Genomic DNA, 23,387 nt, shown 5'->3' with positions numbered 1-23,387 from the left:
TAAACCTGAATTCAGCGGTTTCCGGCGTATATTGGGCTTTTTCGCCAGCATACCACCCTTATGCTCGAATTGCATGACCAAAAACTATTCTATATGATTGTTACCGCAGGACACATCGATTCGGAAGAGAGGAACAGCCGTGGAAAGATGGAAAATCAACTTGATCGTCTTATGGATCGGCCAGTTTCTCGTCATGTCGGGAATGACCATGATCATGCCGTTTATGCCTTTATATTTACAAGATCTAGGAATGACGAACGAGCATGAAATCGCCATTTGGGCGAGTATCATATTTGCCGGGAACTTCATTACCTCTTTCTTGGCTCAGCCGATATGGGGCGGCCTTGCCGATCGGTACGGGCGCAAGGTGATGCTGCTTCGTTCCGGCTTCGGCATGGCCGTGGTCATGACCTTGATGGGCTTCGCCGACAGCGCCTGGCAGCTTCTGCTTCTTCGCATGGTGAACGGAACGATCTCCGGCTTTGCGCCGGCCGCGATCGCGCTCATGTCGGCAAGCGCTCCGCGCGAACGGATGGGCTTCGCCATGGGAACGCTGCAATCGGGCGGTGTCGCGGGAACGATTTTAGGTCCGTTAATGGGCGGCGCGATGGCCGGTTGGATCGGGTATCGGCCGATTTTTTACGTAACCGGGGCATTGCTGTTTTCGGCTTCCATGCTTGCGTCGATACTGGTCAAAGAGTCGTTCAATAAAACGAAAGCGCAGAGCCAGCCGCGGGTATCGGTACTCGCCGGCCTGAAGCAGCTTGGGAAAATACCGCAGCTTCCGGCTTTGTTCTCCATCACCTTCTTGATCCAATTCGCCGTACTGAGTCCCATGACGCTCATTCCGCTCTTCGTGCAGGATCTGCACGGCAAAACGGACATGCTCCCGCTGCTTGCGGGACTTGTAGGCTCCGTCAACGGATTTTCGAACGTCATCGCTTCTCCGGTGCTCGGAAGGCTCGGAGATAAGGTAGGCCAGCAGCGCATTCTGCTTATTTGTTTGATCGGAGCTGCGGTAGCGTTCATTCCTCAGGCGCTGGTGAGCAACGTTTGGCAGCTGATCGTCTCCCGCTTCTTCTTCGGCATGTTCATAGGCGGACTGCTTCCGTCAGTGAACGCGCTCATTCGCCAATATACGCCGGAAGGAATGGAAAGCCGTGCCTACAGCTTCAACACGAGCACGCTCAGTCTCGGCAATATGATCGGTCCGCTCGCCGGAACGACGCTATCCATGTGGATCGGGGGCATTCGCGGCATTTTCGTGCTGGCGGCCGTTCTGCTTGTAGCCAATGCGATATGGGCTAGAAAGACGCTGAGCGTCCCTAAGCCGGAACGGGCTTAGCGGACAGCCGCATTGCCTGGGCTCCGGTCAGCAGCTTCTAAAAGGATCAACGGCAAGGAGCAAAAGCGCAAAGAGCAACTGTAAGGAGCAACACTAAGGATCAACAGCAAGGATCAACATCAAGAATCAACACCAGGATCAACACCGGGAATCAACACCAGGATCAACACTATAGTCAGCATCTAAAGACGGCTTCGGCCGTCTTTTTTTGTTCGCTCGCTTTCCAGCCCGTACGAATTGTATAAGGCTTTAATCTTTTCTTTCATGTAGCGTACCGCTTCCTCCGGCTGTTCCACCTTCGCTTCCTTCCCGTACTCCCAAACGGTATCCGTAAAATAGACGAGCTGGCTCACGGGTATCATCGCATCCAGCAAACCGCTCCCGTCATCATGCAACCGGATCGAATCGCACAGCTCGTAATTCGAGCGGCAGCGGCGCACTCCCTCTTTGGTCAGCGATACGACGAGCCTAACCTGCTTTTCTTTGCTGCCGTCTGGCGCTAGCCATTCCCATACCGACGCTTTGGACGCCTCCGCGTTTGGCTTGAGCTCCTCCGTTTCTTCGGCATGCAGCACCCTGTCGGCTCGAAAGAGCCTGTAATCCTTCCTTTCGAAACAGTAGGCGGGACAATACCAAAAGCCGTGCGAGGCATAAATACCGACCGGTTGAATATGCCGTTTGGCAACGCCGCTGCTCGAATCGTATTCGATTGCGACGACGGTTTGCCTGACCGCGGCCCGCATAAGCAGGCGCAAATAATCGGCAGGCTGCTCCCTGGAAGGATTACAGAACAAGACCCGCTCTTTCATCTTGTCGATCTGGTCTTTGACGTCCGCGGACAAGTAGTGGTACAACTTTTGCAGCCCGGAAGCGGATTCCGGCTCGAATGGCAGTGCTCCATAATATTGCAGCGATTGGCAGGCAAAAAACATGGCGACCGCCTCGTTCTCGGTGAACGCGATCGGAGGAAGCATCCGCTCCTTCAGCACCCGGTAGCCGCCGCCCCGCCCCTGCTCGGCATATAAGGGTACCCCAAGCTCGCTCAAATCTTGCAAATCGCGCGCGATCGTCCGCTCCGATACTTGAAACTCCTGCGCCAGTTCTTTAACCGTAAATTTTCTTTTGGCGTTGACGGTCATCATCAACTGAATCAAGCGCTGCGATTTGAACATGGCTGGCCATCCTCCCGGTAAATCTCGTTACGAATAATTTATCACGGAAATAAGACAGCGGCTGTCCTATTTTGATGTTACGTTTATCGCGTAAACGAACCTTCAAAACGAAGCGAACTGGAAAGGGTGCGAAGAATGAACGAAGCATTTGTAATGAGAGACCTGCTGATCGAGGAAATCGGCACGGCCGTTCGTACGACGATTAAGCTTTTTGCCAAGATCGGACAAGAAGACTGGGTGTACCGTCCGCATCCCAATACGCGCACGCTGAACGAGCTGGCCATCCATTTGGCTCTTGTTCCCGCTACGGATCTGGCCATTTTGCAGGAACAGCCGGAAGCGAGCATACGCCGGATCGAACATGCTCTGGCCGGCGCTTCCGACGCGAAGACGCTTAGCGATGCGATGGAGAGCGGGTTAGAAGCATTGAAACAATATATGTTCAGTCTAGACGCGGAGACGCTGCTGACGAAATCGACGAAACCTTTTTACTTGGATCATGCCGCAACCCAGGCCAAGTGGCTGGTAGAGATTACAACGCATGTCCACCATCACCGCGCCCAGCTTTTTCAGTATTTGAAGCAGCTCGGCTATCCGGTAAGCATGTTCGATTTGTATTAGGAGAGGGCTGTACCTGGAATGGATTTTTCGATTACTACCCTCGATCCTGCAGTTTTGAATGCCTTCATCGTTCGGGCCAAGCAGTCGACTTACATCGGGGTTTCTGGGTGGTTTCGTGTATACGGTGGGAGATCTTTCACTATACGGACGCGAACGACGGGGATTTTACGTTATTCCATGGCAAGGAATGTATTCTCCGCAAAGGAGAAGCGGTTTACGAACTGGTGTATTTATGGCGGACTGCTCAAGGGTCAAGGATAAACGGCTTCGCCGTCCTTTTAGGGACAAGCGCGTTTACCGAGATTTAGAGCGACTTCCACGATATACTTCTGATAAATTAAGAAAAACGGGCCGCCAGCTTAACGGATGGCAGCCCGTTTTCCTGCAATACTCTTTACTCGCGAACGCGCGCGATGCATAAGCCGTCATACGCCGGCAGCAGCGTGCTTTCAAGCCGCGGATCGTTGGCCATGCGCTCGTTGAACGCCCGGATCCCGCGTACTCCGTTGCCGTTCTCCGATGCATCCAGCGCTTTCCCGCGCATAAAGGCGTTATCGCCAACAATTAAAGCGCCGGGATTAGCCAGCTTGAGCGCCCAGTCCAAATAGTTAGGATAATTGCCTTTATCCGCATCGATAAAGAAGAAATCGAACGTCCGTCCTTCGGACTCCAGCGCCTGCAAACTGTCCAGTGCTTCGCCGATCCGGTATTCGACCTTGTCGCCGAGTCCGGCTTGACGTAAATGCTCGTTTGCGAGCTCCGCATACGCTTGCTTCAGCTCAAGCGAGACTAGCTTTCCCTCTTCGCCCAGGCCTCTTGCCAAACAAATTCCGCTATACCCGCCCAGCGCTCCGATTTCCAGCACCTGCTTCGATCCGCTGGATTTGACCAGAAGCGTCAGCAATCTTCCATAACCGGGCGCAATCGAGATGTCCGGCATATTGTTTTGGCGAATGCCTTCGTAGACCCGCTTCAAATCGTCATCTTCCGTATACAGCCCTTCGGCATATTGTTCGTTTAGCTTGATTTGATCCATTAACGTCACGCCTTTCCACTCTTTATCAATAACACTTTATCTTTTCGGTTGCCTCTTTGCAATCCAATTCCCCAGCCGTTTGTCACTTCCTCGATTATCGCCTATACTGATGAAAGATGATTTTCAGGCGCTCATAGAAAAGAGGATTCCCGCAAATGGCAAACTTGCAGTTGATCGCGACCGTTCCGATGGGACTAGAGGCGATCGTCGCACGCGAAATCAAAGATCTCGGATACGAAGATATGGTGGTGGAGAACGGACGCGTTACGTTCACCGGCGATGAAACGGCGATCGCCAGAGCCAACCTATGGCTTCGAACGGCAGATCGTATACTAATCAAAATGGGCCAGTTCCCTGCTACAACGTTCGATGAATTATTCGAGGGAACGAAGGCGCTCGATTGGCCGGAGTGGATACCGGAGCACGGAGAGTTTCCCGTCGAAGGTCGTTCCCACAAATCGCAGTTATCGAGCGTTCCGGCATGTCAAGGTATCGTCAAGAAAGCCATTGTCGAGAAAATGAAGCAGCAATACGGGACAAGCTGGTTTCAAGAAACGGGCCCCCGTTACGTCATCGAAGTGGCGATGCTGAACGATATCGCAACATTGACGCTGGATACGACAGGTCCGAGCCTGCATAAACGCGGATACAGGAAGCTGGTTACCGAAGCTCCTCTGAAAGAGACCATGGCCGCGGCTATGGTACTGCTCAGCCGCTGGACGCCGGATCGGCCATTCGTGGATCCGTTCTGCGGATCGGGTACGATCCCTATCGAGGCGGCCATGATCGCCTGGAACATGGCGCCCGGCTTGCGCCGTTCTTTCCCGGCGGAAGCTTGGCAAGCCGTTCCGGCACGTATCTGGCAGGAAGCCCGCGAAGAGGCGTACGACCTGTGCCGCGACGACATTCCTCTGGACATCAGCGGCTCGGACATCGATAGCGCTGCAATTGAAGTCGCACAAGCCGCTGCGAAAGCGGCCGGCTTATCGAAGGAGCTGCGTCTCGAGGTTGCGCCGGTGGCCAAGCTGCGTCCGCGCGGAGATTACGGCTGCCTGATTACCAATCCGCCATACGGCGAACGGCTCGGCGAGCGCGAAGACGCCGAAAAGGCGCTGCGCCAGCTCGGTTCGGTCACCGCGCCGCTTAGTACATGGTCTGCATTCATCTTAAGTCCGAGCAAGCAGCTCGAACACTATTTTGGCAGACCCGCCACGAAGAAACGCAAACTGTTTAACGGCCGCATTGAATGCGCACTTTACCAATATTGGGTGCCAGGCTCGATATTCAATGTCAACAAGAAGCGCACTCCACACCAAGAAAGCAAAAACACCGACTGAATCCAGTCGGTGTTTTTGCTTTCTGGCTCCCGACAACCGCCGCAAGGTATAGCACGAAAGAGGCCGCTTGACTATGGCCAACTGCCGATAGGAGTATGTTTTGCTCACTCCCCCTTTCATAATAGGTCACCGCCTAACACAAAGCATTTCATTAACTAATACTATAACGTGATCCATTCTACTTTAGAAAGGCGGTATAACTCTTGCGTAAAAAAGTTATATGCAAAACTAAAAAACAGCGGCATGTACATGAATTTGAAGGCAGCACTAAGCTTGCGGAACAAGGTGAGGATCGGCACAATCATCGTTTTGCCGGCGTAACCGGGCAAGCCATTCGAGTAGGCAAAAGTCATATTCATGAAATAGATCTTTCTCATACCGATTTTCTGGATCATTTTCACAATCTCAAAAAAATTAGAACCGGACCTGCTGTTCCGGTAGGAAACGGTAAGCATGTTCACTTTGTCAGTGGAAACACCACACTAAACGACGAACACAGGCATCCATTTAACTTCGCTACCTTAATACAAAAACCGCTCGTTTAGATAGCTCGAAACATTTCCGAAGAAGCCGCGAAAACCGCTGTTACAATGGGGTTAGCGGCTTCTTGTTTTACTGCATCCGATGAACACCCGTGAACACATGTATGCTGCCAATGATCCGTATCGGCACCTCTTCTTCCTTCGTAACGCCGTTGCCGTAAACAATACGGAAATAAACCGTATGTATGCCTTCCGGCAGCCCTTCCGTAACCGACTGCATCCGCTCATCGAACAGCTGCCCGGTAAAATGCGTATGGGCACTACCCACCGTCAGTACAGTTCTCACGTATAGCGGGCTGCCATCCATCCCGATAGCATCGATCCATGCGGAAGCTTCGACAACGGGTGCCGGTGAGCTGTTTGTCTCTACAAGGAAAACTTCGCCGGAGTAAAAATCTTTTGGCCTTGCCGTCGTATTATGCCCCTTCGCTTCATGATTTTCCAGCCACTGGGACGTATGGGCGACATCGGATCGAATGGTCAGCGGGTCAACCTGAATCGTTTTCGTAACGGATGACGAAGCTCCGTGGACATCGTTTGCCGTCAACGTCACCCGATAGGCGCCGGTTAGCAACCATCTTCTGCTCCATTCGGTATCCGTGCTGGAGAACGAGCTTCCGTCCGGCTGCCGAATGTCCCAAACGTAACGGAGTGTGTCGTTATCCGGATCGGTCGACAGATTGACGACGCGCACCGTATCGCCTTCCCAAAGAGGCTTCGGACTCCAATCAAAGTTCGCTACTGGAGGACGATTAATGAGAAGCCAACCTGGCGGAGACCAAGCCGATGCGGCATCAAAATTGTCGGTTACCCGAACCCGTACGGACAGCTTCAGCCCGGCCGGCAGATTTTTGCTCACATTCCAGCTTCCTTGGTTCGAAGCCGTTCCCTGCCATTGCCAGCCGCTGTCCAAAATAACCGTGCCGGCTTCATTCGCTACTTCGACTTGGAACATCCGGAAGCTCGTTCCGCTATCCGGATCCGCCTGCAGCCAAGCAATCGTCGGACGTGTGGTCGCAACTACATTAGGAACTGCTTGTGTTCCCCAAGGAAAGCTTAAAAAGGCTTCCGGAGGCCGATTCGTTCCAAACCAGCCTATATTGGACCATGGTGACCAGTCCTGTCCGTCATTAACGCGAACCATGACTTGATATTTATGTCCTTGTACGACATCCCGATTAAACACCCATTGCTGTGTAGCGGCCGTAGTTCCCTGAAGAACGGTTCCCGTATCGATGAACCCATTCCCCTCTTCATCCTTCACCAAAACATGATAGGCAGCGAATTCGGTTCCCGGATCGGGGTCCGTTTGGTTCCACGTTATCGTTGGCCGTGCGACATTGGTTTGAGTCGGGGTGTTTTGCGTACCTGTCGGGTAGGTCAGAACCGCGACTGGCGGGCTATTGGGCCGGGAGCTTCCTCCGGTCATAACGCTTTGACCGTACCACTCACTCCAAGCTCCGTACTCGTCCTTGACGGCTAGCTGGATGTCCCAAGTACCCGCAGCAGGCGGAAAAAGCAGCTTGCCATCCGTATAGCCGGAATCCGTCGCTTTCTTATACCTCCATTTTCGTTCCATTACCCCGCGAGTTGCTCGGTAATCAATACCGGTCGGCTCTGTGGAATAGGTCCAGTCATTAACATAGCGATCCGGATCATACGACGTATCTAGATAGGAAAGTGAATGGTCACTATTCACATTTACGGTGAACTGCGCAACCGGAGGACGATGTACGCGAAACTTGCCCGTTACCGGATTTGACCATTGCCTATAGCCGTCAAACACCATCGAGGGATGCAGAAACGTTGAATTCGGGTCATCCTTCGAACGGAATGTAAAGGTATACTCGCCCGGTTTGGGGAAGGAGCCAACCGCGCTTGGAAAACTGACGCCGCTCCCCGACCAGCTTCCTTCCGGATTCATAAAAACTCCCGGATCGTGATTGTACATCCAATTCTCCGCTTGCATAAGCCGCGGGTCGTTCTCCGGATCCATAAAATCGACATCATAAATAATCGGCTTATTGACTAGTGCGATACCGCTTATGCTGCCGGTCATGCCGCCTCCCGATTCATAAGACATGCTAGAGAACTGCACGCCTTGTTGTCCCCTGTTCACAATTCCTAGATAACCTCCGCCCCACCAGCCTTCCGCTGCCGAAAATTGATAAATATCGTTCACATAGACGGCGAAGTCGTTTCCGGTGCGACTGACTTTGACTCGATATGCATTGTTGTTGACGATCGGATAAGCCGCTTCTCGAATTATCGCAGAGCTGCCGCCTGCTGTTCGCTTGAAACGAAGCATGCCATTTTCAAATTCCACACTGTAAAAGTTAAGTGCGTTTTGAACCCAAAATACCATGCCTATACTCTCATTCGAGACGTTCGCTGGCTTCAGATTCAGGTTTACCGTTTCACTCGATAGCCAGCTTCCTCCAAACCAAAGATCCGAAAATGGCGTTCCCGCTTCGAAAGCTTTCGGGTAGGTTATCGGGTTGGCGGAACCGTCGATTAATTGATCGTCCGACAGTATTTTCTGGTCGTCGAGAAACTGTAAACCATAACCGTTCGATCCGCCATAAAAGGTTGAGATGACATCGAGATTTTGATTGAGCACTTGAATTCTGCTTGCTCCGCCTCCGATGTAGTTGCTTCTAACCGTTAGTAGTCCGTCTGCCGTCATGATTAGGGAACCGTAATTGTAATAATACTGTTTCACTGTTTTAATGAGGCTTCCGTCAGGCGCAAAGATGTCTAGCGCGCTGCCGCCGCCTTCCGATTGATACTCCGGGTATTGACGCGTAATATACGTTCTTCCTTGCTTATCCACTGCTCTTACGGTTGCAGATACTTGATGACTGTACAGATAGCTATTTGTGTCCATCGGAATAGCTAGTTTACGTGTTTCGGACAAAACCCCATACCTGTTCATCTTACCGATATAAATATCCGCTTGACGGGGAGGGTATGTGGATTCAAACCATTTTGAAGCGTAAGAAAAAATAGGGTTTCCATTGTCGTCATATCCAAGAAGGGATGCCGCTTGGCCATACCACGTATTGAATAATTCGACCCCCGTTGCCGCGCTATAGCCTTTCATCGTAAACGATTCTGTAGCGTGATCGTAAGGCGTAGTTCGAGGTACAGCATAAATGACTCCGGTTTCGGGTGCAACGGCAACAATTCTTAGGGCGTAAGGCTGATACTGCCAATCGTAGCTCCACAACGTATCTCCTTCTTTGTTTGTCCCCATCATTCTAAAAACATAAGTGGAGTCGGAGCCGGAGTTCAATGCCACAAACACAAAACCGTCCTTATGCGGGTAAACGTTGATTGAATGATAGAGCGGGTTTGTTACGGAAATGCCGATTGATTTCTGCCATTTTAGCGTGCCGTCGATTGGATTTATAGCCGATAGTTGACTGCCCGTAAGGGTGGAAGACATAAATACGTAAAGTGTACCGTCAACAATGGAAAGACTGTGTCCGGCATTCCCGAAAGGGATACTGTTATAGGTCATCTCCCATTTCAGCGAAAGACTTTGCTTGTCGGTTGCTTTAATGGTTAATCCGCTCGAAGAACCTTCGTAATTGTACAGTGTTGAATGATCACTAAACATGGTGATCGGGATAGTAACCGTCGTCCTTGTTACCGTATTGCCTTGGATACCGGCGTAGTAGCTCCTTTTGCCGTCGCCTAGTCCGTAATTCGAAGTACCGAAATAATTGACGGAACGAAACGTTTTGGTTTGCAAGCCGTTCGGATCTAGCTTCCAGTTTTTCTTATTCGAAGCTCCCCCGTATGTCGATTGGAAATTCCAGTAGTCATAAATGTCCGACATCCCATAGGCGCTTATGTCTTTTGGCGTATTCGTTTGTCCGCTTGTTTTTACATCGACGACTGGCGCCAGGTTTACGACATCGGTTATGTATGCATGTTGATTTTCATTATCCGTATTATCCGATTTGCCGTAATCCTCCCAAACGGTTTCACGGAATAGGTATTTCCCCACCTTATCCGGTACGATCGAGGCTCCTGTCATCGCTCCTTCATCGATAAAAATCCAATTATCATCCATGAATCCGTTGTTGGAGCTATCGTATTTATACTCGTACCGATGCTTAACGATTGTGTCCCCGTCGGGACTCGCTGCCATGCTGTTTACGGTTATCTCGTTCCCCCTAGTGCTTTGTCCGGGAACGGCAAGCTTGGCTAGAGGCGGCATATCTGGAATAACTTCAATAATATGGCTCGCATCATCCGACCATCTGCCGCCGGCATCTCGGACTTTCAGCTTCACCGTTTCGAAGCCAACGTTATCATAATGGTCTTGCTTATTCGTCCAACTTTCTTCAACAATCGGCGAGTTGACCGGACTTGACGAGCATGATGCGAGAGGGTATGGCAGAGGCCGTTTTTCGACAATTCGTTTTGGCCCTTCAATACACGCAAGCGGCTTCGGATCGATAACTTGCAGCGTGGTCGATGCCGTATACTCGCCGCCTTGGCCGTCCGTTACCGTTAAATAAACGGTATGGTTGCCAGGAATATCTGCCAGTAAAGCGTCATAACGGTAGGCCCACTGTGTATTCAAGCTGTACTTCCCCGGCAAGCTGCGTACCCAAAATGAATCTCGGTTGAAATCCCAACCGTTATTCTGGATAACGGGATCCCCGTCGGGATCGCTATAGCGAACGATACCAAGATCGACAACGGTATTTTGCAGGACCGAATGAGTAGGGGTATCCGTACCTTTTTCGAACCAGGCAATCTCAACGAACGGAGGCTGGTTTCCGCCAGTATCCACAATTTGAAGCGGTTTAGGGCCTACCGTTGTCGTCCCACAGCTCGTCTTTACATCCATATAGACTTGATGCGTGCCTTTCCCGATAGGGACGGGATACGGATAGCCAATGATCGTATCCTGCGTTCGGCTTGTAGCAACGGACGATTCCCACGTACTCCCCTTGATCACCCGAAACGTGTGCGATTGGTACGAGCAGCTAGTTGTCGAAATGATCGGATGCAGCGTAATCGGATCGCGAAAATTGACCGGAGACGTCACGGTAAAATCATAGCTGTTGGTCGGCGTTGGTGTAGGCGTTGGGCTGGCTGTTGGGGTTGGAGTTGGAGATGAAGTCGGGCCACTGCCAACCGTTACGGTTGCGGTATCCGTTAACTCATAGGGACCACTCTTCCAAACAGCCCGTATCGTCGTCGTACCCGCTTTTTTGCCGGTAACAACCCCAGTACTGCTGACGGTTGCTATACTGCCATTCTCGGATGTCCACGTAGTCTCGCTAGCAGCCGAAACATTATCCCAGCTTCCCCACCACGGCGAACCGAAGTCTTTCATATGGACTTCTGCCGTATATTGTTTGGTACCTCCAAGGTTGATGGTAGAATCCTCGCCGACTTTGATTTCTTTGGTTTGTTCTACGGTGCCTTTCCACTGAATGATCATGGGGGTTAAATACATTGTTTTGTATTTGGGTTTCCCATCTAGTCCGGTCTCGAATGCTTCATACGTTGTGTTTGTAAAGTTAGCGCCCGTTTTGTTTTTGACATAAATGTGAGTATCATCGGAAACGTAAATATCCAGTCCTTCGAATGAACTTTTAGAGTTCCAGATTACATTCGGGTTCAGTTTAATGTTTTTTACTTCAGAAGGTAAATATTTGTTTCCGGAAGTATCAGAGAAACTCGTTGCACTCCAATTAGAAGCATCTACTTCGTCATCCATAATTGTATCAGCTGGAACGGAACGATTGTGGATATCCATAACGTTGTGTGCATGATATGTACCTGTATTAGTAATGGCTGTCCAGCTGCGGTCTTCTTCTTGATACCAATATTGACCTGGTGTTGCATCTACGTCATTGGAATTAACGTCTCTATTAACCGTTTGAACGCTCGTATTTGGTGAAGGTGATGGTGAAGGAGTGGAATCCGCAAAAGAAAGCAAGCCAAATGAATCCGATAATAGCTCCATTAAGAGTAAAATTATAAGTAAAGAATGGAGAATCTTGCGCAACTTGTTGCCCCCTACCAAGGCTATTTAATGAGTAAAATATTTGTCTCTGAACCCGTATCGGCAATGGCAGAATATAAAACAAGATTTTCTTGGGGTCTCACTTTTCTTGCAATTTTATTGCAGACCCAAATGTTTTTTTCTATCCCTTTTTCAAAAAATTGACTGACGTTTGTGAAGGGGAGCGTCGTTATGCCATACCTATCCAAACTACTGTTTTCTATTCTGTATCCATTAGTAATTGCTGATGAAGTACCATTGCTAAACCCAAGAATATCCATGCCATCTATCAAGGGAGTGAATGACATTTCAATGAAGATATTGTAATAATCGTTGTAGATATCATTGAATTTGCTATCAATAAACATCGAACCATATAGACCTTTAAAATCAGAAGTACTACTTGCATCAACAACTATTAATCTCTTTATTTTCAGCGTGCCGATTCCATTCCGCATCGTAATCGGTTTACCGACAATTTTGTCAAAGGAAGCTATATTCTTATTTAGGTCTTTCCCATACGTATACTTCGTCAAACTCAACAAGTTCGTTCCTGTCGTACCAACTTCTCGCAGCTCTTTCAACCCCAAAAACTCGCTTGCTTTCTTGCTTTCCACGTTCAAGTATCGCTGCAGCAAGACACATACTTCTGCGCGTGTCGTCGTTTTGGTTAATCGAAACGAACCATCCTCGAAGCCTTCCATCAGTCCGGTTCCCATAACAAGAGCAACATACGGAATCTGCTCCTGTTCAATTCCGCCGGTATAATACTCAGGAATAGGCAGCAGCGTCCCTTTTGTATCCGCCAGCGCTTGTTTATAGTCCCCATCTGCATGGGCAAGACCGTTTGCCATCCATTTAGCCATTTCATAACGTGTTAACGGTTTATCCGGTTCAAAGCCGTTTACATAGTCGGACGCATTGATAAAACCAAGTGCCATCGCTTTATTTACAACCGCCTTGCTCCAATGTCCGTTAATATCGCCAAATGTTGAGGCTTGTTCGGCATTCGGCGCGGTCTGCCGCTTCGTCGTTCTACTCAAGAAAGCGGCAAATTCAGCCCGCGTTACGCTTCCGTCAGGGCGAAACGTACCGTCTTCATATCCTTCTAACAGGTTGGCTGCATTTGCTTTCCCAATCCAGTCAGCCGCCCAGTGCCCGTCAATATCCGTAAATCCGGTCCGGCCTTCCGCCTTAACCGCCGTTGAAACACTTCCAAATCCGGTAACAAGCATACATGCAATCAAAAGAGCTTTTCCAATTCTTTTCAACATTTTACGACTCCCTTTCTTCCTATCAATCAATTCCATTGCTCACGAGCTCACATATTCTTGGTCTTTCACGACTACTCGACACTAGGTCCTCTTCCCTATACAAGACAGCCCAAACCGGGCTGCGGTTGTCCATCTTTGTCAGATTTTGCAACAAAAAAAACCGCCCGGTACGCATTTCGCGTAACCGGACGGTGCTTCCGTTCCGAGTTCTTTGTCTCTCATTTATCAAACTGTTACTAGTACTATACGACGGATTCGTTATGATTTCAAGTATCTGGAAAAGAATTGCGATAAAAAGCTAATCGCCTCCGCCACCGCAGCCGCTGCCGCAGCTTGACGAAGAACAAGACGAACCGCCTCCGCCGTCACTTCCACCGCTATCTCCTCCGCCTCCGCCGTCGGAAGAATCGCTGTCCGAGTTATAGGAGGAATCACTGTATCCGCATGCCGCTCCGCCTGAATCGCCGCCGTTGCGTTGATCCTCTTCTTCGGCTTGCTCTTGTATTTCTTCCGCCTGCGCCTGCATCCGATCTTCGAACAATGTTTGATCAAGCATCGAATACAACAGCATGCTGCCTGCCATGACCATCATGGCGTCGGTTGCGCCGAACGACCCTCTGTCTTGCTCGCGGTCCCGAGTATCCGACTGGTTATGGTCATAGCCGTTATCCGGGCTTTGATCGTAAGCACGCTGTACATGCTCCTTCGTGGAATCGATCAACTGCTCGATCGTTTCCTTGATCTCCTCATATTTGCTTGCCGCTTCACGATTAAATAATTTATCCATCAATTGCTCTCTCGAATCATGTCGCAACTGTTCCAAGAGCGGTTTTGGCAGCGGATTGCGGAAGAAAGCGTTCCATATAGATCCGCTGAACGGTGTCGGCTCGAACAATTGACTGTACACCCAATCGAACCATGCCCGCTCTCCCGGCATCGGCTGTACGTTCGTATGCGGCGCATGATGGATCGTCGTCCCAATCCATTCATCGCAAAATCGTTGATATTCTCGGGTAAACATAAGCATGTCATGCCAAATATCGTCAACCGCCGCGCTAAACATCGGCACATTCCGCATCACCGCGCACATGACAAAATATCGCTTAAGCTCAAACAGCTTCCACTCGTATTCCGCGTCACTCATCCCGGGACGAGCCTGCAGATGGCGCATTTTCAGTTTCTCTTGAAAAGCCGGCGACAACGCCTTATTCAACCTACGCTCCAAATCATCAAGCGGAATATGCGGACGAATGCCCAGCGTTAACGGAAGACTGATTGCCCCGTAATCAACTCTTCTCCGACTCGTGCCGCCGCGCGGCCGCTTCGGCGAGCTTCCCTTCGAGCTTTGGCTAACCAAATAAATAACAATGACTATTGCCGCAATGACGATCATAGCCCCTAAGAATCCCATTTGTACGCCTCCCATTCTCTCTCCGCCATAACTCGCATCAAGGAAAAACCTTGTACTTCCACTATATCATTCGCTTTCAAAAGGTTTCCAGCACATTTTGTAAAAAACAATCTTTTTTCACGTTATAGCGCAAGAAAGCTCAGGAAAACAAAAAAAATCTCACCAAACGTTAACGCCGCCGTGAGGATGAGGGAGGAACTCGGCAGGCTAACAGGTTTCGATGAGAGTTTGTAACAATACATTATGTCGTCAAGCTTGGTTTGTTCACTTCTTGACGAGTCTTCTTCATTGTAGCGTTATTCGCATCCGCTGTCAAGAATGATATTCATTTTCATTTAGGTCGGTATCGGTGTCCAAAAAATGTCCGCTGCTCTCTTCGGTTCCCTTTATAAACGCTCCGCTCTCCCTGTTGTATGTTACTTCCTACCAAGAAATTCGAATAATTTCTTCCCCTTCTTGGGAGTCTAAAAAAAGGAAGATAATCCATCGGAACCGCTGATGAACCTTAGTTTCCGACTTTTCTCAAACATCGGACTTCTTCACTATTATATTTATATTTTTTTCCATTTTTACGAAACTGACCTTACAATCATTCCTTATTTGTTAAAGGTTTTATGTAATATTTACTACGAGATTTTATTATCCGACGGTTGTATAATCAAAAGTGTCGATGATGTGAAAGCACTTACATATATGCCTAAAACACAACATCGTGCTCATAAGTGTGTTCAGAAAAACACGCTCTATACAAATTAGGGGAGGCAACACACAGTGATGACCTTGAGAAAAGTCATGTCAACCGCATTGGTGCTCTCGCTTGTCGGGACTGCAGCCATCGGTTGCGGAAAGAAAGACGAAACACAGACGCCTGGCACCGGCACGGGCGGAAGTACCGCAGCGCAGGAACTGAAAATCAACTTCGCCGCAGAACCGCCTGCGCTTGATGTGTCCAAAGCTTCCGCAGCCGCTTCCTTCAACATTTTGAACGCGGTGCATGAAGGACTGTATCGTCTTGATAAAGACGGCAAACCTACGCCCGGTCTTGCAAAAGATATGCCGAAAGTATCCGCTGACGGCTTGACTTACACGATTACGCTTCGCGACGCAAACTGGTCGGACGGCACGCCGGTGACGGCTAACGATTTCGTCTATTCGTTCCAGCGGACGCTGGACCCGACTACGAAAGCGGAGTACGCCTTCGTGATCGCCTGGATTAAAGGCGGCGACGCCATCATGAAAGCCAAAACGCCGGAAGAAATCGAAGCGAAGAAAAAAGAGCTCGGCGCTGTAGCGAAAGACGACAAAACGCTTGAAATCACGCTGGAAAAGCCTGTCGCTTTCTTTACGGAAATTCTCGCTTTCCTCAACTACTTCCCGCAAAAGGAGTCGTTCGTGAAGCCTCTTGGCGAGAAAAACGGTGCGGATGCGGATAAAGTGATCGGCGCCGGTCCTTACAAGTTGACAAAATGGAACCATGAGCAATCCCTCGAGCTTGTCAAAAACGATAAGTACTGGGATGCCGCCAACGTCAAACTGGAAAAAATCACGGTTAACATTGTAAAAGACACGAACTCCGGGTTGAACCTGTACGAAACCGGCCAAGCCGACCTGTCTGAGCTGAAGGGCGATCAATACCAAGCCTATCAAGGCAAGCCGGATTTGACGATCAAAAAAGAACTGACGAACGTTTATTTGGAGTTCCAGGAGAAAAAGGTTCCGGCTTTCGCGAACGCAAAGGTACGCGCGGCGCTCAGCATGGCGATCGACCGCAAAGGTTTCGTGGATACGGTAATCAGCAACGGCTCCGTTCCATCCACGGGTCTTGTTCCCGGAGGGACGTCTGACGGTAACGGCAACGAATTCCGTACGGTAACGGCCAAAAACAACGTGCAAGCTCCGTTCGATGCAGCCAAAGCCAAGCAGCTGCTGCAGGACGGATTGAAAGAACTGAATATGGCGGCACTTCCGCAAATCAAGCTGCTGGGCGACGATACCGAAACGTCCAAAAAATCGCTCGAATTCATCATCGAGCAATGGCGCAAAAACCTTGGCGTCGACGCGATAACCGAACCCATACCGCATAAACTGCGCTTGGACCGTTCGGAGAAGCATGAGTTCGACGTTGTGCTCTCGCTTTGGGGCGCGGATTACAACGATCCGATGACGTTCCTCGACATGTTCCTGTCGGACAATCCGTTCAACCGCGGCCAATGGGTGAATAAACAGTACGACGAGCTTATCAAAAAAGCGGACAAGGAAATCAAACCGGCCGATCGTGCAAAGCTTCTCGCGGATGCGGAGAAAATTTTGCTTGACGAAGCCGGCGTCGCACCGATTTACTTCCGTTCCAGACCTTATGCGCTTCGTCCGAACGTGCAAAACTTGATCCTGCCTCCATTCGGTCCCGAGTGGGAGCTGCGCTGGACTTCCATCAAGTAACACGGTTTGCGTAAAAGTAAAAACAGTGGAGCCGTTCTAGCTCATACGTAGAACGGCTCTTTTTGTAAATCGGCCTATGAAGCGCAGCATGTTATACGCCTAGATTTGCTCACGGAAGTTTTTTAGGAGGTGACCCGATGCTGAAGTTTACCATTCGACGTTTAGTGTACATGCTCATTACACTTTGGCTAATCGCCACTTTAACTTTTGTTCTGATGAAAAACTTGCCAGGCGATCCGTTCGGAGAAGCCTCCCAAAAGCTTTCGCCGGAAAATAAAATGCTGTTGATTCAGCAGTACGGCTTGGACAAGCCGATTTGGCAGCAATATTTGAAATTTATGAACGATATTTTGCACGGGGATTTGGGCGTATCGTTCCAGTTTCCGACGCGTCACGTTACCGAAATTATCGCCCAGGGCTTTCCGGTCTCGCTGGAGCTGGGGATGATTTCACTCGTTTTTGCGATCGCCGTCGGGCTTGTGCTCGGTTTGATCGCCGCATTGAATCATAACAAGTCGCTTGACTACACCGCCATGTTTATCGCTGTTTTGGGCGTGTCCATTCCTTCCTTCGTATTGGGACCGCTGCTTGCATGGTTATTTGCCGTTCATTGGAAAGTATTGCCCGCCGCACTCTGGACGACGCCGGAGCATCGCATTTTGCCCGCGTTGACGCTTTCCTTCGGGACGATCGCCATTTTGGCGAGGATGATGCGGACATCCATGCTTGACGTATTGAATCAGGATTATATGAAAACAGCAAGAGCCAAAGGATTGACGCGAGGCTCGATCGTATGGAAGCATACGCTGAGAAACGCGATACTGCCCGTCGTGACGATTCTCGGCCCGATTTTCGTCAATGTCATTACCGGAACGCTCGTCGTCGAACAAATTTTCGCCGTTCCCGGTTTGGGCAAGCAGTTCGTTACCTCGGTTTACTCGAACGATTATACGATGATTGCCGGATTAACGATTTTTTACTCGGTCATTCTCGTTGTCGTTCTGTTCATAACGGATATTTTATACGGCATTATCGATCCGCGCATACGCTTGGGGAAAGGGAGGTAACCCATGATGGATACCGTATCCAAAGACCAGTTTCAGCCATTGGAAAAAGAAATTCGATCGGAAGCCATCGTAAGGCCTTCCTTGACTTATTGGCAGGATGCGTGGCGGCGGCTTAAGAAAAACCGTCTGGCGATGGCCGGACTGATCATATTGATCCTGCTGGTGCTGCTTGCGGTTTTTGCGCCGCTCTTCTCGGCATACGATTACCAAACGCAGGATCTTACGATGAAAAATCAGCGTCCGTCGGGGGATCACTTTTTCGGAACGGACGATTTCGGCCGCGACCTGTGGACCCGGGTCTGGTGGGGAACCCGCATTTCGCTCTTTATCGGCATCACCGCCGCTCTGATCGATCTGATCGTGGGCGTTCTGTACGGCGGCATTTCCGCTTACTACGGGGGACGAATCGACGACATCATGCAGCGTTTTATCGAAATCGTCTACGCCGTGCCGTTCTTGCTCATTACGATTCTCATGATCATGATTATCGGTCCGGGTATATGGACGATCATCATCGCTTATACGATAACCGGCTGGGTGCCGATGGCGCGTCTTGTCAGAGGTCAAATCTTGACGCTGAAGGAGCAGGAATACGTACTCGCCTCCCGTACGCTCGGGGCGAACGGCTTCCGGATCATCGCCAAGCACTTGATCCCGAACGCGCTCGGCATCATCGTCGTACAAATCACGTTCGTCGTGCCTGGCGCGATCTTCGTGGAAGCGTTCCTCAGCTTCGTCGGTTTGGGAATCAGACCGCCGCTTGCCTCGCTGGGCACGCTCTTGAGCGACGGCGCGAACTACATGCGTTATCACCCGCATCGTTTGCTTTTCCCTACCGCAGTGTTCAGCTTGATTCTGCTTAGCTTCAATCTGCTGGGCGACGGGCTGCGCGATGCGCTGGATCCGAAGATGCGCAAATAAAGGATAGGCATTCGGGATCCCCGAAGCTAATCGGAATACGTTACGAAAGCATCTCATCACTTTTGGGGGGCCATTAAGGAGGGAGTCCGATGACAACTCGCATTTTGGATGTCGATAATCTCAGAGTATCGTTCAAAACATATGTCGGAGAGATTCACGCGGTTCGCGGCGTCTCTTTTCATTTAGATAAAGGCGAGGTTCTCGCCATCGTCGGCGAATCGGGCTGCGGCAAATCCGTTACGGCGCAAACGATTATGCGTCTGATCCCGACGCCGCCGAGCTTCATTAAAGACGGCTCGATCCGTTTTGACGGCAAGCATGAAATTTCCCGCATGTCCGATAAGGCGATGGAAAAGCTTCGCGGCTCGGAAATGGGGATGATATTTCAAGACCCGATGACGTCGCTCAACCCGACTATGACAGTCGGCGCCCAAATTACCGAAGGCTTGGTCAAACATCAAAATATGGGCAAAAAAGAAGCAGCTGCACGTGCGATCGAAATGCTCAAGCTCGTCGGCATGTCCAATCCGGAAGGCCGCATTCATCAATATCCACATGAAATGTCCGGGGGGATGCGCCAGCGGGTCATGATCGCCATTGCGCTTGCCTGCAATCCGAAGCTTCTAATCGCGGACGAGCCGACAACCGCTCTCGATGTGACGATACAAGCGCAAATTCTAGACCTGATGAAGCATATCCAAGCCAAAACCGATACCGCGATCATCATTATTACGCATGATCTTGGCGTCGTTGCCGACATTGCGCAGCGCGTCGTGGTCATGTATGCGGGCAAGGTCGTCGAGCAAGGCACGCTAGAGGACATTTTCTACCATTCCCGTCACCCTTATACATGGGGACTCTTGCGTTCCGTACCGCGCCTGGACAGCGACAGCAAAAGCGAGCTGACGCCGATTCCAGGCTCGCCGCCCGACTTGTTCGCGCCGCCGAAAGGATGCAGCTTTGCCGCAAGATGCCCGCACGCGATGCAGGTTTGCAAGGACAACGATCCGGTGCATACGCCGATTTCCGAACGTCACAGCGCAGCTTGCTGGCTGCTGCATCCTGATGCGCCTAAAGTGGATCGGCCGCTGGAAGTGGGGGGACAAGCACATGGCTGAACAACCTATTCTTGAAGTCAATCATTTGCAAAAGCATTTTCGCGTAGGCTCCGGCCACACGCTGAAGGCCGTCGAGGATCTGTCGTTCGCGATCAAGCGCGGCGAAACGTTCGGACTTGTCGGCGAATCCGGCTGCGGGAAGTCGACTGCGGGCCGTACGATCATCAATCTGTATGAAGCGACAGGCGGAGAAGTTCTGTTTAAGGGCAAGAACGTTCATCAAATGAAAGGCAAGGAACTGAAGCATTTCAACCGCAACATGCAGATGGTGTTCCAAGATCCTTATGCTTCGCTCAATCCGCGCATGACAGTGGGCAATATCATTGCCGAAGGCATCGACATTCACGGCCTGTACGCCGGCAAAAAACGCAAAGCGCGCATCAGCGAGCTGCTGCAAGCGGTCGGGTTGAACGAGGAGCACGCAAACCGGTTTCCGCACGAATTTTCGGGGGGACAGCGGCAGCGGATCGGTATTGCCCGCGCGCTTGCCATCGAGCCGGAGTTCATTATCGCGGATGAACCGATTTCGGCGCTTGACGTTTCGGTGCAAGCGCAGGTCGTCAATCTGTTCATGAAGCTGCAAAAGGAACATGGGCTAACGTATTTGTTCATAGCCCACGACCTTGCGATGGTCAAGCATATTTCCGACCGGATCGGCGTCATGTACCTCGGCAAGCTTGTCGAAGTCACCTCGTCGAGCCAGCTTTATGCCAAACCGCTGCATCCGTATACGCAGTCGCTGCTGTCGGCGATACCGATTCCGGATCCGGAGGTCGAGCGCACGCGCGAGCGGATTATTTTGCAGGGCGAAATCCCGAGCCCGCTCAACCCGCCGAGCGGCTGCCCGTTCCGCACGCGCTGTCCGCATGCGATGGACGTTTGCGCGGCGGTCGTTCCGAAGCTGAACGAAATCGAACCGGGACATTTCGCGGCTTGTCATTTGTACTAGTCCCCACTAAATGGCGAAAAGCTTAGTCAAATTATTGGGGTCCAAGTAATCGAGGACTCTAGAAAAACAGCCTTATCCGACCCACTAACGGTTGGATAAGGCTCTTTTTCTTTCTACTCCCTAACAGGAGTCTATCCGTTTAGGGATGGGCTCTTTTTATGCATTGGATGAAGAATGATGTGCTATGGAGGTGGTGGGTATCTCTTGGAGGAGCGGTAGCGTTCGCCTTTGTAATCAGGAAATAACCTTTGGTTATAATTCAATATTTCCTGAGTGCAAGAGTGACCGTAAGGAGATACCCCTGCTGGAATAGCTTATCATTCTTATGCCATTCGCTGTTATCCCCTCATAAAAAAAGCCCACCCGCTTCCGGATAGGCTCCCCTCCCCTAATACAAATCCTCCTGCAGCTCCACCACATGCAGCTGCGTCGGCGTGCCGGTCAGCGACAGCTTGCCCTGCTCGTCATAGCTGACGGCGAAGTCGTTGTCGTTGACGATGGCGATCGTCCTTTTGTCGATAGCCGTAATGCCTTCGATCTTCTCATACGGATAGCCGAGCTTGACGAAGTCGACGATCAGCTCTTTCGTTACCGGAACGATGCCTGCCTGACGAAGCATGTCTTGCGGCATTGCTTCGAGATTGGCGCTATAATCGGTGCCGAGCAGATTGGTCGCTTTGCTGAAATCCGATTTGTAAATGCGTTTGACCTGCGCCTCTTTGCCTGCCATTTTATCCCGCTCGTCAACCAGCAGCACGTTCGCGGAAAGCGCGTAGAGATCGCTGATGACCTGATCCTTCTGCTTGATGCCCTCGTACGAAGCCGCATTTTCCGCATAGTAGACGTACTCGCCGACAAGCTCCTTCTTGGCCAGATCCATTTTGAGGATGCGCAGATTGCGCGAGTTGTCGGACGTTTTCTGATCCGGCAGCGCAAGAGGACTTTGAATCGATACGTACAAATACTTGCCGTCAGGCGTTATCGTTACGCCCTCGAAGCCGCGGTTGGACACCCGTTGGTTATAAAAAGCCGGGAACAGCTCGACGACGTTCATTTGCGCGTCCTTCAGCAATGCCTTCGCGCCGAACGGCACGAACCGGTTCAACACCGTTCCGTCACGCTTCACCTGCACGAGCGACGGGCGGTATTCGTCCGACAGCCAGAACGTATCGTCATTCGGGTTGTACGCGATTCCTTCCAGATCGAGGCCGTCCGGATCGTAAGAAAGCTTCTTTTGTCCGAGCTCGTCGTAAGGAATTTCGTCGGCGCCCTCCGTATTGGAAAGACCGGTAATATACTTGGACTTCGTTACCGCGTCCGTTTTGCCGTCCGGAAGCTGCAGCTTGATCGTTTCCAGCACTTCAAGGCTGTCGCCTTCCGCTTTTATTTTGTAAATGCGCGGGTTAAAATCGTCGATCGGGAATGTGCGCAGCTTCTCTTTGCCGACCTGTCCGTTCGGTCCGCGGTCAGCCAGCGTGTAGAACACGTTGGCCGGGTCCCCGGGAATGCGGGTCAAACCGGAGAAGCCGCCTTCGCTGATGCCTTTGCCGAGCGAGCCGGGATTTTTCCACGTGGCGGCCGACTTGATCTTCGGCGCATTTTTGAGCGTAATGGTCCGCTCCCAATCGTTCCAGTCGATTTGCTTGCCGAGCGCTTCGCCTAGGGCACGCAGCGGAATATACGTGCTGCCGTCGATGACGACCGGATCTTTGCCTGTGTTCACTTGCTTGCCGCCGCTAAAAATCGGAAACTTTGCCGGAACCGGCAGCGTAATCTTATCCGCGTCCGCAGCCTGTACGACTGTCGCTCCTACCGTCATCGTCAGCGCAAGAGCGCCTATAAGCATCCTTCTTTTGCGAAGAAGCTTCCATAATTTCATGTTCGGTAATCCCCCCGTCGATTGCGTAATCGCCCGCCTGACCCAAACCATACCGCGAACGAAGCCGATAGCTGTAGCTTAGACGATGCGTATTCTCATTGTGTCAACGGGGGATGAATATTTTGTAAACGAAGCCAAAAGCCTTCTAAATCGTATGTTCCTGCCGGGAACGTGTGAGAAGACCGCCAAAATGGCGATGTTTTTTTTCGCTTCGCAGCAGCTCGATATGGTGTGTGAACAAC

Annotated in this window: 15 protein-coding genes; 9 read left to right on the top strand and 6 right to left on the bottom strand. The window is 50.8% G+C overall.

The genetic code is table 11. The annotated features are described in order from the left end of the window. Positions 1–139 precede the first annotated feature (139 nt). Positions 140–1,345, top strand: a complete 1,206-nt coding sequence (locus ACKGJP_RS10805) for an MFS transporter (protein ID WP_409345657.1) — start codon at positions 140–142, stop codon at positions 1,343–1,345. Positions 1,346–1,527: 182 nt separating this feature from the next. Here the strand turns inward: ACKGJP_RS10805 and ACKGJP_RS10800 are convergent, their stop codons facing one another. Continuing rightward, entirely contained in the window at positions 1,528–2,517 is a 990-nt protein-coding gene (locus tag ACKGJP_RS10800; protein ID WP_409345656.1) for a helix-turn-helix transcriptional regulator, read from the bottom strand. A gap of 135 nt (positions 2,518–2,652) precedes the next feature. Here ACKGJP_RS10800 and ACKGJP_RS10795 point away from each other — a divergent pair, with 135 nt between their 5' ends. Further along, on the top strand, positions 2,653–3,138 hold the full coding sequence (locus tag ACKGJP_RS10795; protein WP_409345655.1) for a DinB family protein: 486 nt from the start codon (positions 2,653–2,655) through the stop codon (positions 3,136–3,138). Between the two features lie 394 nt (positions 3,139–3,532). Here the strand turns inward: ACKGJP_RS10795 and ACKGJP_RS10790 are convergent, their stop codons facing one another. Beyond that, a complete protein-coding gene (locus ACKGJP_RS10790) occupies positions 3,533–4,174 on the bottom strand; it encodes an O-methyltransferase (protein ID WP_409345654.1) in 642 nt (213 codons plus the stop codon). Positions 4,175–4,329: 155 nt separating this feature from the next. Here ACKGJP_RS10790 and ACKGJP_RS10785 point away from each other — a divergent pair, with 155 nt between their 5' ends. Both ACKGJP_RS10785 and ACKGJP_RS10780 read left to right on the top strand, forming a co-directional pair. Continuing rightward, the gene (locus tag ACKGJP_RS10785) at positions 4,330–5,511 is read left to right on the top strand and encodes a class I SAM-dependent RNA methyltransferase (protein ID WP_409345653.1); all 1,182 of its coding nucleotides are present in this window, start codon (positions 4,330–4,332) and stop codon (positions 5,509–5,511) included. 203 nt (positions 5,512–5,714) lie between these two features. Continuing rightward, positions 5,715–6,056 carry a YmaF family protein gene (locus ACKGJP_RS10780; protein ID WP_409345652.1) on the top strand — a complete coding sequence of 114 codons (342 nt, stop codon included), beginning with the start codon at positions 5,715–5,717 and terminating at the stop codon, positions 6,054–6,056. A 67-nt stretch (positions 6,057–6,123) separates the two neighbouring features. On the opposite strand, the gene ACKGJP_RS10775 is transcribed toward ACKGJP_RS10780, so the two are convergent. From ACKGJP_RS10775 to ACKGJP_RS10765, 3 genes are all read right to left on the bottom strand, one after another. Then, entirely contained in the window at positions 6,124–11,520 is a 5,397-nt protein-coding gene (locus tag ACKGJP_RS10775; RefSeq protein WP_409345651.1) for a PKD domain-containing protein, read from the bottom strand. Positions 11,521–12,110: 590 nt separating this feature from the next. Further along, positions 12,111–13,361, bottom strand: coding sequence for an S-layer homology domain-containing protein (locus ACKGJP_RS10770; RefSeq protein WP_409345650.1), 1,251 nt, complete (start codon positions 13,359–13,361; stop codon positions 12,111–12,113). 298 nt (positions 13,362–13,659) lie between these two features. Beyond that, a complete protein-coding gene (locus tag ACKGJP_RS10765; RefSeq protein WP_409345649.1) occupies positions 13,660–14,772 on the bottom strand; it encodes a hypothetical protein in 1,113 nt (370 codons plus the stop codon). A 774-nt stretch (positions 14,773–15,546) separates the two neighbouring features. Between ACKGJP_RS10765 and ACKGJP_RS10760 the strand changes: the two genes are divergently transcribed. From ACKGJP_RS10760 to ACKGJP_RS10740, 5 genes are all read left to right on the top strand, one after another. Next, positions 15,547–17,211: a peptide ABC transporter substrate-binding protein gene (locus ACKGJP_RS10760; RefSeq protein WP_409347130.1), complete on the top strand. Its 1,665-nt coding sequence runs from the start codon at positions 15,547–15,549 to the stop codon at positions 17,209–17,211. A 137-nt stretch (positions 17,212–17,348) separates the two neighbouring features. Continuing rightward, positions 17,349–18,278 carry an ABC transporter permease gene (locus tag ACKGJP_RS10755; RefSeq protein ID WP_409345648.1) on the top strand — a complete coding sequence of 310 codons (930 nt, stop codon included), beginning with the start codon at positions 17,349–17,351 and terminating at the stop codon, positions 18,276–18,278. A gap of 6 nt (positions 18,279–18,284) precedes the next feature. Next, complete coding sequence (locus ACKGJP_RS10750; protein ID WP_409347129.1) at positions 18,285–19,199, top strand: ABC transporter permease; 915 nt, start codon at positions 18,285–18,287, stop codon at positions 19,197–19,199. A gap of 89 nt (positions 19,200–19,288) precedes the next feature. Continuing rightward, positions 19,289–20,317, top strand: coding sequence for an ABC transporter ATP-binding protein (locus ACKGJP_RS10745; protein ID WP_409345647.1), 1,029 nt, complete (start codon positions 19,289–19,291; stop codon positions 20,315–20,317). Further along, positions 20,310–21,266: an ABC transporter ATP-binding protein gene (locus ACKGJP_RS10740; protein WP_409345646.1), complete on the top strand. Its 957-nt coding sequence runs from the start codon at positions 20,310–20,312 to the stop codon at positions 21,264–21,266. The genes ACKGJP_RS10745 and ACKGJP_RS10740 overlap by 8 nt, the downstream gene beginning before the upstream one ends. A gap of 388 nt (positions 21,267–21,654) precedes the next feature. On the opposite strand, the gene ACKGJP_RS10735 is transcribed toward ACKGJP_RS10740, so the two are convergent. Further along, on the bottom strand, positions 21,655–23,145 hold the full coding sequence (locus tag ACKGJP_RS10735; RefSeq protein ID WP_409345645.1) for an esterase-like activity of phytase family protein: 1,491 nt from the start codon (positions 23,143–23,145) through the stop codon (positions 21,655–21,657). Positions 23,146–23,387: the final 242 nt, after the last annotated feature.

This window comes from Paenibacillus litoralis (genome assembly GCF_046244365.1).
In the GTDB taxonomy this organism is placed as follows: Bacteria; Bacillota; Bacilli; order Paenibacillales; family NBRC-103111; genus Paenibacillus_V.
This window is presented reverse-complemented; position numbering and strand designations above follow the sequence as displayed.

Coding starts and splice junctions, on each gene's coding strand:
- ACKGJP_RS10800 (WP_409345656.1), bottom strand. CDS start 2,517: ATGTTCAAATCGCAGCGCTTGATTCAGTTGATGATGACCGTCAACGCC.
- ACKGJP_RS10795 (WP_409345655.1), top strand. CDS start 2,653: ATGAACGAAGCATTTGTAATGAGAGACCTGCTGATCGAGGAAATCGGC.
- ACKGJP_RS10790 (WP_409345654.1), bottom strand. CDS start 4,174: ATGGATCAAATCAAGCTAAACGAACAATATGCCGAAGGGCTGTATACG.
- ACKGJP_RS10785 (WP_409345653.1), top strand. CDS start 4,330: ATGGCAAACTTGCAGTTGATCGCGACCGTTCCGATGGGACTAGAGGCG.
- ACKGJP_RS10775 (WP_409345651.1), bottom strand. CDS start 11,520: ATGATCATTCAGTGGAAAGGCACCGTAGAACAAACCAAAGAAATCAAA.
- ACKGJP_RS10770 (WP_409345650.1), bottom strand. CDS start 13,361: ATGTTGAAAAGAATTGGAAAAGCTCTTTTGATTGCATGTATGCTTGTT.
- ACKGJP_RS10765 (WP_409345649.1), bottom strand. CDS start 14,772: ATGGGATTCTTAGGGGCTATGATCGTCATTGCGGCAATAGTCATTGTT.
- ACKGJP_RS10760 (WP_409347130.1), top strand. CDS start 15,547: ATGACCTTGAGAAAAGTCATGTCAACCGCATTGGTGCTCTCGCTTGTC.
- ACKGJP_RS10755 (WP_409345648.1), top strand. CDS start 17,349: ATGCTGAAGTTTACCATTCGACGTTTAGTGTACATGCTCATTACACTT.
- ACKGJP_RS10750 (WP_409347129.1), top strand. CDS start 18,285: ATGGATACCGTATCCAAAGACCAGTTTCAGCCATTGGAAAAAGAAATT.
- ACKGJP_RS10745 (WP_409345647.1), top strand. CDS start 19,289: ATGACAACTCGCATTTTGGATGTCGATAATCTCAGAGTATCGTTCAAA.
- ACKGJP_RS10740 (WP_409345646.1), top strand. CDS start 20,310: ATGGCTGAACAACCTATTCTTGAAGTCAATCATTTGCAAAAGCATTTT.
- ACKGJP_RS10735 (WP_409345645.1), bottom strand. CDS start 23,145: ATGAAATTATGGAAGCTTCTTCGCAAAAGAAGGATGCTTATAGGCGCT.